At 63.7% G+C, this 15,390-nt stretch carries 11 protein-coding genes, 2 tRNA genes and 1 pseudogene; 6 read left to right on the top strand and 8 right to left on the bottom strand.

Features of this window, described 5'->3' with window-relative positions:
* The first annotated feature begins 25 nt into the window (after positions 1–25).
* The 4 genes from ACSKB8_RS29905 (at position 26) to ACSKB8_RS29890 (ending at position 4,079) form a co-directional block, all read left to right on the top strand.
* Positions 26–1,117, top strand: coding sequence for an acyltransferase family protein (locus ACSKB8_RS29905; protein WP_438107990.1), 1,092 nt, complete (start codon positions 26–28; stop codon positions 1,115–1,117).
* Between the two features lie 221 nt (positions 1,118–1,338).
* Complete coding sequence (locus ACSKB8_RS29900; RefSeq protein WP_438107989.1) at positions 1,339–3,171, top strand: caspase family protein; 1,833 nt, start codon at positions 1,339–1,341, stop codon at positions 3,169–3,171.
* Between the two features lie 232 nt (positions 3,172–3,403).
* Positions 3,404–3,760, top strand: coding sequence for a hypothetical protein (locus ACSKB8_RS29895; protein ID WP_438107988.1), 357 nt, complete (start codon positions 3,404–3,406; stop codon positions 3,758–3,760).
* Between the two features lie 242 nt (positions 3,761–4,002).
* Positions 4,003–4,079 (top strand) — tRNA-Val (locus ACSKB8_RS29890).
* A gap of 89 nt (positions 4,080–4,168) precedes the next feature.
* On the opposite strand, the gene ACSKB8_RS29885 is transcribed toward ACSKB8_RS29890, so the two are convergent.
* From ACSKB8_RS29885 to clpX, 3 genes are all read right to left on the bottom strand, one after another.
* Positions 4,169–4,573, bottom strand: coding sequence for a GFA family protein (locus tag ACSKB8_RS29885; RefSeq protein ID WP_438107987.1), 405 nt, complete (start codon positions 4,571–4,573; stop codon positions 4,169–4,171).
* A gap of 69 nt (positions 4,574–4,642) precedes the next feature.
* On the bottom strand, positions 4,643–7,066 hold the full coding sequence (gene lon / locus ACSKB8_RS29880) for an endopeptidase La (RefSeq protein WP_091899076.1): 2,424 nt from the start codon (positions 7,064–7,066) through the stop codon (positions 4,643–4,645).
* Positions 7,067–7,391: 325 nt separating this feature from the next.
* Positions 7,392–8,663: an ATP-dependent Clp protease ATP-binding subunit ClpX gene (clpX, locus tag ACSKB8_RS29875; protein WP_025576640.1), complete on the bottom strand. Its 1,272-nt coding sequence runs from the start codon at positions 8,661–8,663 to the stop codon at positions 7,392–7,394.
* Between the two features lie 178 nt (positions 8,664–8,841).
* Here clpX and ACSKB8_RS29870 point away from each other — a divergent pair, with 178 nt between their 5' ends.
* Entirely contained in the window at positions 8,842–9,048 is a 207-nt protein-coding gene (locus ACSKB8_RS29870) for a hypothetical protein (protein WP_438107986.1), read from the top strand.
* A gap of 62 nt (positions 9,049–9,110) precedes the next feature.
* Here the strand turns inward: ACSKB8_RS29870 and ACSKB8_RS29865 are convergent, their stop codons facing one another.
* The 3 genes from ACSKB8_RS29865 to ACSKB8_RS29855 all read right to left on the bottom strand — a co-directional run bounded on the left by ACSKB8_RS29865 (position 9,111) and on the right by ACSKB8_RS29855 (position 11,657).
* Complete coding sequence (locus tag ACSKB8_RS29865) at positions 9,111–9,749, bottom strand: ATP-dependent Clp protease proteolytic subunit (RefSeq protein WP_128946185.1); 639 nt, start codon at positions 9,747–9,749, stop codon at positions 9,111–9,113.
* A 289-nt stretch (positions 9,750–10,038) separates the two neighbouring features.
* Positions 10,039–11,400 (bottom strand): trigger factor, encoded by a 1,362-nt coding sequence (gene tig, locus ACSKB8_RS29860; RefSeq protein ID WP_438107985.1) that lies wholly within the window; start codon positions 11,398–11,400, stop codon positions 10,039–10,041.
* A 172-nt stretch (positions 11,401–11,572) separates the two neighbouring features.
* Positions 11,573–11,657: transfer RNA gene (locus tag ACSKB8_RS29855), tRNA-Leu, on the bottom strand.
* A gap of 153 nt (positions 11,658–11,810) precedes the next feature.
* On the opposite strand from ACSKB8_RS29855, the pseudogene ACSKB8_RS29850 reads away from it, so the two are divergent.
* A pseudogene (locus tag ACSKB8_RS29850) lies at positions 11,811–13,126 on the top strand (multicopper oxidase family protein).
* A 4-nt stretch (positions 13,127–13,130) separates the two neighbouring features.
* On the opposite strand, the gene ACSKB8_RS29845 reads toward ACSKB8_RS29850, so the two are convergent.
* Together ACSKB8_RS29845 and ACSKB8_RS29840 are read right to left on the bottom strand one after the other, a co-directional pair.
* Positions 13,131–13,568 carry a GNAT family N-acetyltransferase gene (locus ACSKB8_RS29845; RefSeq protein WP_438107984.1) on the bottom strand — a complete coding sequence of 146 codons (438 nt, stop codon included), beginning with the start codon at positions 13,566–13,568 and terminating at the stop codon, positions 13,131–13,133.
* Positions 13,568–15,067: an NAD(P)H-hydrate dehydratase gene (locus ACSKB8_RS29840; RefSeq protein WP_438107983.1), complete on the bottom strand. Its 1,500-nt coding sequence runs from the start codon at positions 15,065–15,067 to the stop codon at positions 13,568–13,570. Before ACSKB8_RS29840 ends, ACSKB8_RS29845 begins: the two co-directional genes overlap by 1 nt.
* Positions 15,068–15,390: the final 323 nt, after the last annotated feature.

Genomic DNA, 15,390 nt, shown 5'->3' with positions numbered 1-15,390 from the left:
AACTCAGGGAACAGGAGAAAACCCCTTGAAGTCGGAACGATCAATCGGCATCGATTGCCTGCGCGCAATCTCTATCATATGGGTGCTGCTCTATCATTTCGTCCCGGGTCAGGCTTTCAACCGGGGCACGTTCGGCGTCCTGCTGTTCTTCATCATCAGCGGCTATTGCATCGCGTTCAGCGCTGAGACGTCGCAATCGGCGTGGCACTTCTATGCCAAGAGGCTCGGCCGCCTGCTGCCGGCGTTGATTGTTTGTGGCCTGCTGACGACGCTGTTCAAGATTTTCATGCCCGAGCTGGTCGAAGCGGGCCGTGGGGTGAACTGGTTCGATTACGCCTATACGCTGATAGCTCTTCCGACGCTCAACGTCCTTCACGTCGACTATCATCTGCCCGACGGCGCCTATTGGTCATTGCAGATCGAGTTTCAGTTCTACCTCTTCTGCTTCATGATGATGGCGCTGGGGCTCAAGCAACGCCTGCTGGCATTGCTCTGCGTGGTGACCATCTTCCGGACCCTGACCACCAGCACGGACTATGCCACATCCAACGATTTCTTCCCGTTCTTCATTGCCGGCATGAGCGTGGCGGCGCTCGTCAGGGGGCGCAGCAGGGAGGCGATCATGGGAATTGTCATCGCGTTCTCGCTCGAGCTCTATCATCTGTATTTCAACGTCAAACAGCCGTCGATGGCGATCGAGATGTACCGGTCGCTGCTGCTGTGGTCCGGCACCGCCGCGGTCTATCTTGCCGCGCGTTATGACCATGTCCTGCTTCGATCGTTTCGCGCCTTGGCCGTTCCCTTGGCGTTCATCGGGGTCATCAGCTATCCGCTCTACCTGCTGCATCAGGACATCGGGACCATGATCCTGCAATGGGCCCAGATTGGTCTTGTCTCGAAGCCGGCCCTGCTCATTCGCGCCGTCGTGCTGCCGGGTTTCCTCACGGGCATAGCCTGGCTGGTCTATACATTTGTCGAGAGGCCCACGCTCAAGCCGCTGACCGCCTTCCTGACTCACCCGCTCGCCTGGCTTCGCCAATGGCAGCCCGCGGCCGTCAAATCCTCCGCCGCTGCCAACGCCGGCGACGTCATGCCCCAGGACTTGCCAATCCGATAGCGTCCTTGCCAGTCCGATAGCGTCGACTTTCGCGCAGGCAGGCGCGGCAGCAATATCGATAGATGAGATCCAGCAGAGTACGCATCGGCCAACCCACCGTTGTCGCTTGCGGCTTGATATGGCCCAGGGTGGCGCAGCCCCCTGTGACATTGGTCACATAGCGGGCTTTGCCTTGGTGGCATGCTCCGACTACTCTGGTCACATTGCGATTTGGGGCTGCAATGGGCGCGATTCGGATTTTCGTATTTCTATTGGGCGCATTCTATCTTGGCTGCGGACCGGCACAGGCGGACAAGCGCGTCGCGCTTGTCATCGGCAATTCCGCATACAAGAGCGTGCCCAGGCTGACCAACCCGGTGAACGATGCCTCGCTCGTCGGTGGCATGTTTAGGAAGGCCGGGTTCGATACCGTGGATGTCAAACTCGACCTTAGCGTCGTCGACATGCGCAAGGCGCTGCGCGAATTCGGATCCAAGGCCCGCGAGGCCGATGTCGCGGTGATCTACTATGCGGGCCACGGCATCGAGCTGGACGGCAACAATTATCTGATACCCACTGACGCCGCACTGGAAACCGACACCGACGTCTTCGACGAGGCTTTCCCGCTCGACCGGGTGTTGTTCGCCATCGAGCCAGCCAAGCAGCTCCGTCTCGTCATTCTCGACGCCTGTCGCGACAACCCGTTCGCCAAGACGATGAAGCGCACGGTCGCCGCGCGCGCCATTGGCCGTGGCCTCGCCAAGGTCGAGCCGACCAGCCCGAACACCATGATCGCCTTCGCGGCCAAGGCGGGCTCGACGGCATCGGACGGCGACTCCAGAAACAGCCCGTTTGCAGCAGCGCTGGTCGAGCGCCTGCCGACGCCGGGGCTCGACCTGCGCAAGGCCTTCGGATTCGTGCGCGACGACGTCTTGAAGAACACCGGCTACAAGCAGGAGCCGTATGTGTACGGCTCGCTCGGCGGCGATGACGTGGCACTGGTCCCGGCCAAGCCCGTCGCCGCAGGACCGCAAGCGAGCCCGCAGGATGCGATCCGCCGGGACTACGAACTGGCGCTGCAGGCGGGAAACCGGGACGCCTGGGAGGCCTTCCTGCAGGCCTACCCCGACGGCTTCTATGCCGGCCTCGCTCGCGCCCAATTGAAGAACGTCGCGGCCGAAGAGGCGCGCACCGCCGCAGCCGAGAAGGCGCGCCAGGCAGAAGACGCCAAGGCCCGGCTCGCCGCCGAGCGCGCCACCAAGGCCGAGCAGGAGAAGGCGGCGGCCGCCGCCAAGGCGGCCGAGGAGAAGCGTCTCGCCGCCGAGAAGGCCAAGCAGGTCGAGGAAGCCAAGGCAGCCGCAGCCGAGCAACGAAGGAAGGAGGCCGAGGCCGCAGCGGCAAAGGCGCTGGCCGACAAACAAGCGGCCGAGAAGGCGCTGGCCGAGAAGCTCGCGAGCGACAAGGCCGTCGCCGAGCAAAAGCCGCAGGTCGCCAATGAACAGAAGGTCGCCGCCGTCGCCCCGACCTCGTCGCAGCCGAGCCTGTCGCCGCAGGAAATGACAAAGCTGGTGCAGTCAGAACTCCGCCGCGTCGGCTGCCTGACGGCCTCGGCCGACGGCGACTGGAATGCGTCGTCACAACGTTCGCTGACGCTGTTCAACAAGTACGCCGGCACGAAGCTCGACGCCAAGCTGGCGAGCTTCTATGCGCTGGACGCGATCAAGGCCAAGCCGGGCCGCGTCTGTCCGCTGGTTTGCGATCACGGCTTCAAGGCCGACGGCGACGCCTGCGTGAAGATCGCCTGCCGCGCGGGCTATCGCGTCAATGACGAGAACGAGTGCGAGAAGGTGCAGGAGAAGAAGCCGATAGCGACGCGCGATAATTCGAAAGGGCGGGATAGCGAGCGGAAACAAACGGAGGCTGCGCCAGCGTCTCCGCAAGCCAAATCGTCAGGACAGATAATTTGCAATGCAGCCGGTTGCCGTCCAATTCGATCGGGCTGCAGGCTCGAGGCAAATAGAGCCGGGGTACGTGGCTACGGCAGTGGACCTGGCGACGTCGAAGTTTGCAACTGACAGCGGTGTAACCGTCCAGCAGTACTGCTTAACTTGAAGCTAGCCCCAACGAGAACGACGCTGCCTCGCTCGACCTGCGAGCGCAGACTGGTGGGCGGTCACGGATTCGAACCGCGGACCCTCTGTGCGCATTGCGGCCGCATTGGTTTCACCGAACGGCCACATCGGAATCAGATGCCAACCAGATTTCCTCGATAGATTCGCCGTTCCTCAAACCTGGAAAGGCAAGACCATGCGCAGCTTCACGGCATCCGTCATCGTTGCAGCTCTCTCCCTGGGAACACCTACTCTGGTGCAGGCACAGGGCGCATCGTCACAACCCGGCGCGGAACAGCCGTCCTCTGAATCCAGCACGGTGATCCGGAGCATACAGGTCGTGGACGTCAAGGAATTGCAGCCGGCGGTGCGCGCGAAAGTCGATGAACTCGTGGCGCAGACAAGCGAGCAAGACATCCAGTCGCTTCGGAAGTCCATCGACGCCACACCGCAGGCAGCCTCCGTGCTCAAGGCCAAGGGCTTGAGTTCGTCCCAAGTCGTTGCGATCAACATCGCCGACGGTGTTCTGACGATGTTCACCAAGACGGCCTGACATCGGACGGCAGTTTCGAGGCGACGCACGGCGGCCGCGAGCACGATCGCCGCCTCCTCGGCCGGACGACGAGATCCACGCGACGAAAGAGGATTGCCCTGCAGCGGGCCTGCTGCAGGGCCGCTCGTGTGTCCAGCATGAAAACCCTGACCAGGCCGCAAATTGGAGCCAGTTTGCGACGCGCTCGGCTCTTGCTTCGGCACCCGCCGGGGCGCTAAAGAGGCGCACTTGAAGGCGCACTTGGGCGGTTAGCTCAGCTGGTTAGAGCATCTCGTTTACACCGAGAGGGTCCGCGGTTCGAATCCGTGACCGCCCACCAGCCTTCGCCTGCTTCGCAGGCTACGGCTTGGCAAGCCAGCCGAGGCGCTCATTGGTGCGAAGCTGGCGAAGGCTTGTCGCGAGCCAACCTCAATCCTTCGGCCTCCCCGGTAGCCCCGGCACCGCATCGATCCAGACCGCGGCCGACTGGCACCAGATCTGCCGGACCGGCCTGAGAGCGTCGCGCTGACGGATGCTGCCCCAGCGGATGCCCCGATCGTCGGCGTCATCGCCCTCGCCGCTCGTGAACAGCGGGGAACCGCAATCGGCGCAGAAGTGCTGGAAGCGCATGCGGCCATTGTCGCCCCGTTTGCCGTAGATCTTTGGCGTGCCGCCGGTCAGACGGACGTCCGTTCCGGAACAGACGGCCGTCACCCGGAACGGCGAGCCGGTCAGCGTCTGGCAATCGGTGCAGTGGCAGACCGAGATCTGCTCGGGATCGATGTCGGCATCGAAGGTGATCTTGCCGCAATGGCATTGCCCGTCGATCTGCATCGCCCTCGTCCCTTCGCCCAAAACAAAAACGGCGCCCGAAGGCGCCGTTCTATCATCTTTCACTGAGCCTCAGTGAGCGGTGAGGCCGCCGGCGGCTTCGTCCCCATCCGGCTTTACCGTCACCTTGGTGTCCTCTTCCCAGACAATCGGCACCGGCTTCTTCACCAGCGCCTTGGCGACGACATCGTCGAGGCGCGAGACCGGGATGATCTCCATGCCGCCCTTGATCGCATCGGAAATCTCCGTGAGATCCTTGGCGTTGTCCTCGGGGATCAGCACCGTCTTGATGCCGCCGCGGGCAGCTGCCAGCAGCTTCTCCTTCAGACCACCGATCGGCAGCACGCGGCCGCGCAGCGTGATCTCGCCGGTCATCGCGACATCGTGGCGGACCGGAATGCCGGTCATGACCGAGATGATCGCGGTGGCCATGGCGACGCCCGCGGACGGACCGTCCTTCGGCGTCGCGCCCTCCGGCACGTGCACGTGGATGTCGCGCTTGTCGAACAGCGGCGGCTCGACGCCGTAGTTGATCGCACGCGAGCGGACGTAGGACGCCGCCGCCGAGATCGACTCCTTCATCACGTCGCGCAGATTGCCCGTGACCGTCATCTTGCCCTTGCCGGGCATCATGACGCCTTCGATGGTCAGCAGCTCGCCGCCGACATCGGTCCAGGCAAGGCCGGTGACGATGCCGACCTGCGGCTCGCTCTCGATCTCGCCGAAGCGGTATTTCGGAACGCCGAGCAGCTCTTCCAGAGTCTTCTCGGTGACCTTGACCGACTTCTTCTTGGAGATCATCAGCTCCTTCACCGCCTTGCGGGCGAGTGTGGAGAGCTCACGCTCCAGATTGCGCACGCCCGCTTCGCGGGTGTAGCGGCGGATCAAAAGCAGCAGCGCGTCGTCGTCGATCGAGAACTCCTTGGAGTCCAGGCCGTGCTTGGACACCGCGTTCGGGATCAGGTGCTTGCGCGCGATCTCGACCTTCTCGTTCTCGGTGTAGCCCGCGATCCGGATGATCTCCATGCGGTCCATCAGCGGGCCGGGAATATTGAGCGTATTCGCGGTCGTGATGAACATCACGTTGGACAGATCGTAGTCGACCTCGAGATAGTGGTCGTTGAAGGTCGCGTTCTGCTCGGGGTCGAGGACCTCGAGCAGCGCCGAGGACGGATCGCCGCGGAAATCGGCGCCCATCTTGTCGATCTCGTCCAAGAGGAACAGCGGATTGGACGACTTCGCCTTGCGCATCGACTGGATGATCTTGCCGGGCATCGAGCCGATATAGGTGCGGCGGTGACCGCGGATCTCGGCCTCGTCGCGCACGCCGCCGAGCGAGACGCGCACGAATTCGCGCCCCGTCGCCTTCGCGATCGACTTGCCGAGCGAGGTCTTGCCGACGCCGGGAGGCCCGACGAGGCACAGGATCGGCCCGGTCAGCTTGTTGGCGCGCGACTGCACCGCGAGATACTCGACGATACGTTCCTTGACCTTCTCGAGCCCGTAATGATCGGAGTCCAGGATGGCTTGCGCCGCTTCCAGGTCCTTCTTGACCTTGGACTTCTTGTTCCACGGGATCGACAGCAGCCAATCCAGATAGTTGCGCACGACGGTCGCTTCCGCGGACATCGGCGACATCTGGCGCAGCTTCTTCAATTCATGCTGCGCCTTCTCGCGCGCTTCCTTGGAGAGCTTGGTCTTGGAGATCTTCTCTTCGAGATCGGCGAGCTCGTCGCGACCGTCGTCGTCGCCGAGTTCCTTCTGGATCGCCTTCATCTGCTCGTTGAGATAATACTCGCGCTGGGTCTTCTCCATCTGGCGCTTGACGCGCGAGCGGATCCGCTTCTCGACCTGGAGCACCGAGATCTCGCTCTCCATCAGGCCCAGCACCTTCTCGAGGCGCGTGGTGACGGACAGCGTTTCCAGGATACCCTGGCGGTCCGCGATCTTGACCGCGAGATGCGAGGCGACCGTGTCGGCGAGCTTGGCGAAATCGGTGATCGCCTGCACGACGCCGACGACCTCGGCCGAGATCTTCTTGTTGAGCTTCACATAGCTCTCGAAGTCGGACACGACCGAGCGCGCCAGCGCCTCCGCCTCGACCGACTTCGCATCGGTATCGGCGAGCGCGACGGCAGTCGCTTCGTAATAGTCGGCGCGATCGGTGTATTTCTGCACGCGCGCACGCTCGAGCCCTTCGACCAGCACCTTCACGGTGCCGTCGGGAAGCTTCAGGAGCTGGAGCACGCTGGCAAGCGTACCGGTCTCGTAAATCGCATCGGGCGCCGGATCATCGTCGGACGCGTTCTTCTGCGTCGCCAGCATGATCAGCGCATCGTTCTTCATCACCTCTTCGAGCGCGCGGATCGACTTCTCGCGGCCGACGAAGAGCGGCACGATCATGTGCGGGAAGACGACGATATCGCGCAGCGGCAGCACGGGATAAGCGTGCGTTGCGCCATGAACGATGGTTGGCCGGGGTTTGGGATTAGTCATGGCCTTTTCCTTTTGCTTTGCCCCCTCGCACGCAGCCCGCTGATCATGCGCAACCGCCACGAGGTGCCGAGGTGATCCGCAGAACCGGTCGGTCCTTTTGCGAGTTGGACCGGCTTGCCGGATCGGAACTGAGGCGAATCTTGAAGAGAATTTTCGCTCGCCCGCCGACATTAGGTGGCTATCGACCCGGGGGGTGTCAAGTCATCGAAAAACGCGCGCCATCAGGCGCTTACGCACGCAGGTAAGCGACGCAACACCGGCTGCGGAGATACATTTCCGCAGCCCTCCTTGATCAGACAATTGGAGCGTTCCAGCGCCGAAAAAATCAGGCGCTGGCGTTCTCGACGGCGCGATCGGACCGATCGGCGTAGATGTAGAGCGGACGCGCCGTGCCTTCCACGACTTCTCGCGAAATCACGACCTCTTCCACACCTTCCAGGCCCGGCAAGTCGAACATGGTCTCGAGCAGGATCGCCTCAAGGATCGAGCGCAGGCCGCGCGCGCCGGTCTTGCGCTCGATCGCCTTGCGGGCGACCGCGCCAAGCGCCTCGTCGGCGAAGGTCAGCTCGATGTTCTCCATCTCGAACAGCCGCTGGTACTGTTTCACCAGCGCGTTCTTCGGCTCGGTGAGGATCTTCTTCAGCGACGTCTCGTCCAGGTCTTCGAGCGTCGCCACGACCGGCAGACGACCGACGAACTCAGGAATGAGGCCGTATTTCAGGAGGTCCTCAGGCTCGACGTGACGGAAGATCTCGCCGGTACGGCGGTCCTCCGGCGCGAGCACCTGGGCACCGAAGCCGATCGAGGTCGACCGCCCGCGCGCCGAGATGATCTTCTCGAGGCCGGCGAAGGCGCCGCCGCAGATGAACAGGATGTTGGTGGTATCCACCTGCAGGAACTCCTGCTGCGGATGCTTGCGGCCGCCCTGCGGCGGGACCGAAGCCACCGTGCCTTCCATGATCTTGAGCAGAGCCTGCTGCACGCCCTCACCCGACACGTCGCGCGTGATCGAGGGATTGTCGGACTTGCGGCTGATCTTGTCGATTTCGTCGATGTAGACGATGCCGCGCTGGGCGCGCTCGACATTGTAGTCGGCGGACTGAAGCAGCTTCAGGATGATATTCTCGACGTCCTCGCCGACATAGCCGGCTTCGGTCAGCGTCGTCGCGTCCGCCATCGTGAACGGCACGTCCAGGATGCGGGCGAGCGTCTGCGCGAGCAGCGTCTTGCCCGAACCGGTCGGACCGATCAGCAGGATGTTCGACTTCGCGAGCTCGACGTCGTTGTGCTTGGTCTGGTGGTTGAGGCGCTTGTAGTGGTTGTGCACCGCGACCGACAGGACCTTCTTCGCATGGCTCTGGCCGATCACGTAGTCGTCCAGCACCTTGCAGATTTCCTTCGGCGTCGGAATGCCGTCGCGCGACTTGACCAGCGAGGATTTGTTCTCCTCGCGGATGATGTCCATGCAGAGCTCAACGCACTCGTCGCAGATGAAGACCGTGGGACCCGCGATCAGTTTGCGGACTTCGTGCTGGCTCTTGCCGCAGAACGAGCAATATAGCGTGTTCTTGGAGTCGCTCGTGCCGACCTTACTCATTCATGTCTCCGTCCGCGGTTCGATCCCGTTCCGCTCGATCGCTCCATTCCGACACGATGGCCGGCATGGAGCTTAAGTAGAGCAAATTCCGTACCAAAAAAGACCCTACGCGTTACATCCAGTGCGAATCACGGTCGCTCGATTCTCCGCGATCATAGCCGATCAATCGTAGCCAACCATGCTGTCACCCGACTATCAAGAATTCGCTAATCGGGGCTCGCCGGCTACCCGTGACAATACCGTGATTTCCGGTCTTGGCACGAGCGAAGTGATCGAAATCACCCCGGCGTTGCTGGATTGCCACGAAAAACAAGCACGAAAGCGGAACTTTCCGCCTGTCGCAGGGCGCAAAACCGCGTTGTGCGGCGCGCGCACGCGCCCTTAACGTGAACACCGCCCTGACGCTACGCGGCGATCCCGAGGGATCGCCGTAACGCCCCGGTAGTGCTACAATGGGGCTTTCGCCGGCGTCGGCTCCTCGGCGCGCTTGTCAATGACCTTGTCGACCAGACCGAACTCCTTGGCGTCGTTCGCAGTCAGGAACTTGTCGCGTTCCAGCGCGTCCTCGATCGACTTGTAGGTCTGGCCGGTGTGCTTCACGTAGATCTCGTTGAGCCGCTTCTTCAGGTTCAGGATTTCCTGAGCGTGCAGCATGATGTCGGTGGCCTGGCCCTGGAAGCCGCCCGAGGGCTGGTGGACCATGATGCGCGCGTTCGGCAGCGAGAAGCGCATGTCCTTCTCGCCGGCGGCGAGCAGCAACGAGCCCATCGAGGCCGCCTGTCCCGTGCACAGCGTCGAGACCGGCGGACGGATGAACTGCATGGTGTCGTAGATGGCAAGGCCCGACGTCACCACGCCGCCCGGCGAGTTGATGTACATCGAGATTTCCTTCTTCGGATTTTCCGCCTCAAGGAACAACAGCTGCGCGACGATCAGCGTCGACATGCCGTCCTCGACCGGGCCGGTCACGAAGATGATGCGCTCCTTCAACAGGCGCGAGAAAATGTCGTAGGCGCGCTCGCCACGGTTGGTCTGCTCGACCACCATGGGCACGAGGTTCATGTAGGTTTCAACCGGATCGCGCATGAGTCACCTAGGGTTTCGGAGACGGACATCGCCAGGCTAGCTGCCAGTTTGGCTGGATTTGCCGGAAGGCGGATGGACGTCCTGTGATGCAGGAACTTGGTAGAGGTAGAACATTGAGTACAGGGTGTACCGACAGATATAGCCCAATTCGCGCCTGACAAGTGCGGAGCGCATTAAGGCTTAACCCGTCGGGCAGTTGAAGCTGATTCGCGCAAAGAGGCCCAGCCGGCCATCTGGCTAGCTGAGCCCCTTCGCTGATCATCCTTAATGGAAGGCTTTCTCAACGCCTTCAGGCAGCGCTCTTTTCCGCCTCGTCATCCCTGTAGAGCTCCTCGCGCGAGACCTTCTTCTCGGTCACCTTGGCGAGCTCGAGGATGAAGTCGACGACCTTGTCCTCATAGATTGGTGCACGAAGCTGGGCCAGCGCCTGGGCGTTGTTGCGGTAATAGTCCCAGACTTCCTTCTCACGGCCGGGCATCTGGCGCGCCCGCTCGATCACGGCGCGGCCGACCTCGTCGTCGGTCACGGTGATCTTGTTCTTCTCGCCGATCTCGGAGAGCACGAGGCCGAGGCGCACGCGGCGGTCGGCGATCTTGCGGTACTCTTCCTTGGCGGCGTCTTCAGTGGTGTTCTCGTCGGCAAAGGTCTTGCCGGCCGAAGCCATCTCGGCCTTGACCGAGTTCCACATCAGATTGAACTCCTCGTCGACCAGCGAGGGCGGCGCATCGAAGCGATGCGCTTCGTCGAGGCGGTCGAGCAGCGCGCGCTTGACGCGCTGACGCGTCGCGGTCGCGAATTCGGCGGCCAGCCGCTCGCGCGCGGCTTCCTTGAGCTTGTCGAGCGATTCGAGGCCGAGCGTCTTGGCGAACTCGTCGTCGATCGCGAGATCCTGCGGCGCCTCGATCAGCGTCGCGGTGGTCTCGAACTCGGCCGGCTGGCCGGCGAGCTTGTCGTTCATGTAGTTTTTCGGGAACGACACTTTCAGCGTGCGCGTCTCGTTGGCGCCGATGCCGATGAGCTGCTCCTCGAAGCCGGGGATGAAGGTGTTGGAGCCAATCAGGACCTGGATGCCCTCGCCGGTGCCGCCCTCGAAGGCCTCACCGTTGATGGTGCCTTTGAAGTTGATGGTGACACGATCGCCCGAGGCGGCCTTGGCGCCCTCGCCTTTGGCGGCAAAGGTGCGATTGGAATCGGCGATGCGCTTGATCGCCTCGTCGACGTCGGATTCGGTGACGTCGACGACGGGCTTCTCGACCTCGAAGGTCTTGAAGTCGGCGAGCGCAATGGCTGGCACCACCTCGATCGCGACGGTGTAGGTCAGATCGGTCTTGCCGCTCAGCAGTTCCTCGACCTCGGCCTGCTCGGTCGGCATGGTGATCTTCGGCTCGGTCGCGAGGCGGAAGCCGCGCTCGGAGAACAGCTGCGTGTTGGTGTCGCGGATGGTCTGGTCGATGGTCTCGGCCATCACCGAGCGGCCATAGACCTTCTTCAGGTGACCGACCGGCACCTTGCCGGGACGGAAGCCGTTGAGACGGACCTTGTCCTTGAGATCGACGAGCTTGGCATCGGCCTTGGCGTCGAGATCTGACGCAGGGACGCTGATCTTGAACTCGTGCTTCAAACCTTCCGAGAGGGTCTCTGTGACCTGCATGGCGTCCAATCTTCTTCTCGTTCGGTCCCGGCGCGCATGCGTCGGGACGCTGTCATTAATCGATCCGACGCGAGGCAAACGCCTCAACGCCGGTGGTTCATTGGACCGGCTCCAAGCGGACAAAGTCCGCGCGGAAGCAGGTCTCGTAATCCGTGCAAACGCTGAAAGCGCTTGGTGCGGGCGGAGGGACTCGAACCCCCACAACTTTCGTCACTGGAACCTAAATCCAGCGCGTCTACCAGTTCCGCCACGCCCGCGTGAATTTGCATCAAGACCGGCCGCGATGCCGCGGGCGGCCGGGCTTATAGCATGTGCCTGACTGTTCGCAGCAAAAAAATGGCCGGTTGGAGGCAAGCTTCAAGTAGGCACGACGGCTGGACTTATCCAGCGCGGCGTGGTCCGGATCGGCCATGGCAACGCGGATTTTTGACCCGAACCGACGCGAGGTTTTGGCCGGACTTTTGACTGGACTTGGCGCCTCGGCGGCCGGGCTGATCGGCGGCGGCGCAGGCCCGCTCGTGACCGCCCAGCTCGCGCTCCAGGCACGACCGGCCACGTTGGCCTTGACGCCGGGTCAGCCGCCGACACCAATCTGGGAGCTGGCCGCCGTAAGCCACCTGGGAAACGTCCGTCTCAAGCGCGGCAACCGCTGCGAGGTGGTGTTCCGGAACGAGCTGCCTGTGCCGCTTGCACCAGTCTGGTACGGCCTGACCGGCCCGACCACTTCCGATCCTTTCCGGGGGCGCGCGCCGACCGCCCCAGACACGACTGAAACATCAATTATTTCAATATCTAATGCAGGAACCCTGCTGGCCGACTTCCGCCTCTTCGAGGACGGCCTGAAGCAACCCGCGCGCCCACTTCCGATCATCGCCGAGGAGGCAAATCGGGTCACTGTTGATCGTGACGAGGTTTTGCTGATCGAGGAATGGCGCGTGCGGCCGGATGGGACCGCGCTTCCCCGGGGCGCGATCCCAAGGACACGACGCCGCTCTACACGATCAACGGACAGACTTCATTCGAACTGTTAGCCGCGGCCAATGAGCGGCTGCGGCTACGCTTTATCAACGGCTCCCAACGTACTGTTCTGGCGATCAAATTGGAAAGCCACGACGTCCGGGTGATGGCCCTGGACGGACAACCGGCCGAGCCGTTTTCGGCGCGCAGCGGGGCGCTGGTGCTGGCCCCGGGCGCGCGGGCCGATGTCTTTGTGGACGCGGCCACGTCGGCCCCATTCCTGCTGCACGACGGCAAGGAGGCCCGCCAGGTCGGCAGCCTCTCGGTCACAGGCAGGCTGGAGCGGCGCGCGCCGCCAGTGCCGGCACAGCCGCTCCCTTCCAATGACCTGCCCGATCAACTCGATCTGAAAGGCGCCCTGCGGTTCGATGTCGCGCTCGGCGCAGCCGACGCCGGCTGGACGCGGCCCGTCAATTTCTCCACCGCCTCCGCCCCGACCTTCCGCGCCAAGGCCGGCCGCACGATCGTCCTGGCCCTGAAGAACCCAGCCCCCGTCACGACCGTGTTCCACCTGCACGGCCACCATTTCCGCCTGCTCGACAAGCTCGACGACGGCTGGAAGCCCTACTGGCTCGATACGCTCGCGATCGAGCCCGGCCAGACCCAGCGCATCGCATTCGCGGCGACCTCATCCGGACGATGGCTGATCGAATCCGTTCTGACCGACTGGGCCGCCCCGCGGCTCGTCCGCTGGTACGCGGTGGAGTGAGCGCCTATTGGCGCGTCCAGAGGTACCGAGCGTCGGGCTCCCGTTCCTCGTTCCGCACCCCGTCGGTCTGCTCGACCAGCGCAAATCCGCGCGCTTCATAGAAGCGCCGCGCCGGCGCGTTGCGCTGGAAGGTCCAGAGCTCGAGTCGATCGCAGGCCTCTTTGGCAACGTCGAGGAGTTCAGTACCGACACCACGGCCCTGGGCAACCGGAAGCACGTAGAGCTGCTCGATCCAGCCCTCACGGAACGCAATGATCCCGCTGAGCACTTCGTCGTCGAAGCGTCCCCATACGCGGCAGGTCGGAAAAACACGCTCGCGGTAGAACCAGCGGTCCTCGTCCGGCGTGTGCAACCCGACGAGCCACGGCATCGCCTGGTCGAGCGCAATCCGATGGACCTGGGCGGCCGCATCCATGTCCGCGAGCGCGAGCTGCCGCAGCACTAGTACTCCACCCCGAGCGCATCATAGATCCGCCGGTGCACGGCCGGCAGCGTCTCGGTCAGGTCTTCCGCGATCAGCCCCGGCCCCGCCTCGCTTCCTGCCTCGCCATGCATCCAGACGCCGATGCTGGCGGCCTCAAACGCCGGCACGCCTTGCGCCAGGAGGCCTGCGATGATGCCCGAGAGCACGTCGCCGGCGCCGGCGGTGGCGAGCCAGGGCGGCGCGTTGGCGGCGATGGTGGCGCGGCCGTCAGGGGCCGCGACCGTCGTGTCCGGTCCCTTCAGCAGCACCACGGCGCCGCAGCGCTCGGCGGCGGCGCGGACGCGCTCGAGCTTGGACCGGCCGGGATGCTTGTTGCTGAGATCCGAGAACAGCCGCGGAAACTCGCCCTCGTGCGGGGTCAGCACCACCGCATTGTCCTGCGAGGACCTGATCGATTCGAACAGCCGCTCTGGCTTTGCGGCAAAGCTCGTCAGCGCGTCCGCGTCCAGCACCAGATGCCGCTGCGCCGTCAGCGCGGTATGAACGAGATCGCAGGTGCGCTCGCCGACGCCCGCGCCGGGGCCTATCATGCAGGTGTTATAGCGCTTGTCGCCGAGGAGCTCGCCGAACTCGATCGCGGTGTCGACCGGGCGAACCATCACCGCGGTCAGCGCGCTGGCATTGATCGCGAGCGCATCGCGCGGGCTCGCCAGCGTCACGAGGCCCGCGCCGGCCCGCAGCGCCCCGCGCGCGGCGAGCCGCGCAGCGCCTGTCGCGGCTGCGTCACCGGAGACGGCCAGCACATGGCCTCGCGCGAATTTGTGGCCGTCGATGCGCGGCACCGGAAAGGCGGCGCCCCAGAAATCCGGATCGTTCTCGAAGAGCTGCGGGGCGATCTCGTCCAGCACGCTCGCGTCGATGCCGATGTCGGCGACGCGCACGCGGCCGCAATGCATGCGGCCGGGCAGCAACAGATGCGCCGGCTTCTTGCGGAAGAAGGTCACGGTCTCCGTGGCATTCACGGCCGCGCCCATCACGGCGGCGCTGGTGCCGTTGATGCCGCTCGGCAGGTCGACCGCCAGCACCAAGGCGCCGTTGCCGTTGATCGCCTCGATCATGGCGCGCGCCTCGCCGTCGACGGGGCGGCTGAGGCCCGCGCCGAACAGGGCATCGATGATCAGCGCCGGCTTTCCGATCGCCTGCGGATTGAACGGGAGCACCGGGTGCTTCCAGCCCCGCGCGGCGGAGGCGGCGTCACCCTGGAGCTGGTCGCGTTCGCACATCAGGATCACCGAGACCTCGCGGCCCTGGGCGGCGAGCTCGGCGGCTGCGACAAAACCGTCGCCGCCATTGTTGCCGGGGCCGGCGACGATCAGGATCGGCCCCTCCTCGACCAGCGCATTGGCCGCCTCGGCGACCGCCTGGCCGGCGCTGAGCATCAGCTTGAAGCCGGGCGTGCCTGCCGCGATACTGAGCTGATCGGCGCGCTGCATTTCAGCGTTGGTCAGAACTTCCATGCCACTTCCCTGGTCCAAACGCCCGTTCAACGGGCACGTTCCGCGCCGACCCATCCCACGGAACAACGATCTGCACATATATTGAACCGTTTGCCTATTTCGTAGTCTGCGGTATTTTGGGCCGGTCGGCGCCACCTATCAGATTGTGCTCGTTAAAAGGCTGATAACGCTCCAATAATCAGGGCATTTGCAACTTGGCATAGACCCTGCTTTCGAGGAAGCCGCTTCGGTTTGTCGTGCTCACTGGCATTCATCAGGGTGTGGCCGGCCGTCGTTGCCGGGCTGGTCAGGCATCCCGGCATAGCGAAGACAAGATCGTGCGT

The sequence above is a fragment of the Bradyrhizobium sp. BR 1432 genome (genome assembly GCF_051547705.1).
Taxonomy (GTDB): domain Bacteria; phylum Pseudomonadota; class Alphaproteobacteria; order Rhizobiales; family Xanthobacteraceae; genus Bradyrhizobium; species Bradyrhizobium zhanjiangense.
Note: the sequence above shows the minus strand (reverse complement) of the source record. Positions and strands in the feature narration are given on the sequence as shown.

Excerpts from the sequence above, each read along its gene's own strand:
- ACSKB8_RS29900 (WP_438107989.1), top strand. The coding sequence starts at position 1,339 with ATGGGCGCGATTCGGATTTTCGTATTTCTATTGGGCGCATTCTATCTT.
- ACSKB8_RS29895 (WP_438107988.1), top strand. The coding sequence starts at position 3,404 with ATGCGCAGCTTCACGGCATCCGTCATCGTTGCAGCTCTCTCCCTGGGA.
- ACSKB8_RS29885 (WP_438107987.1), bottom strand. The coding sequence starts at position 4,573 with ATGCAGATCGACGGGCAATGCCATTGCGGCAAGATCACCTTCGATGCC.
- lon (WP_091899076.1), bottom strand. The coding sequence starts at position 7,066 with ATGACTAATCCCAAACCCCGGCCAACCATCGTTCATGGCGCAACGCAC.
- clpX (WP_025576640.1), bottom strand. The coding sequence starts at position 8,663 with ATGAGTAAGGTCGGCACGAGCGACTCCAAGAACACGCTATATTGCTCG.
- ACSKB8_RS29870 (WP_438107986.1), top strand. The coding sequence starts at position 8,842 with ATGCTGTCACCCGACTATCAAGAATTCGCTAATCGGGGCTCGCCGGCT.
- ACSKB8_RS29865 (WP_128946185.1), bottom strand. The coding sequence starts at position 9,749 with ATGCGCGATCCGGTTGAAACCTACATGAACCTCGTGCCCATGGTGGTC.
- tig (WP_438107985.1), bottom strand. The coding sequence starts at position 11,400 with ATGCAGGTCACAGAGACCCTCTCGGAAGGTTTGAAGCACGAGTTCAAG.
- ACSKB8_RS29840 (WP_438107983.1), bottom strand. The coding sequence starts at position 15,067 with ATGGAAGTTCTGACCAACGCTGAAATGCAGCGCGCCGATCAGCTCAGT.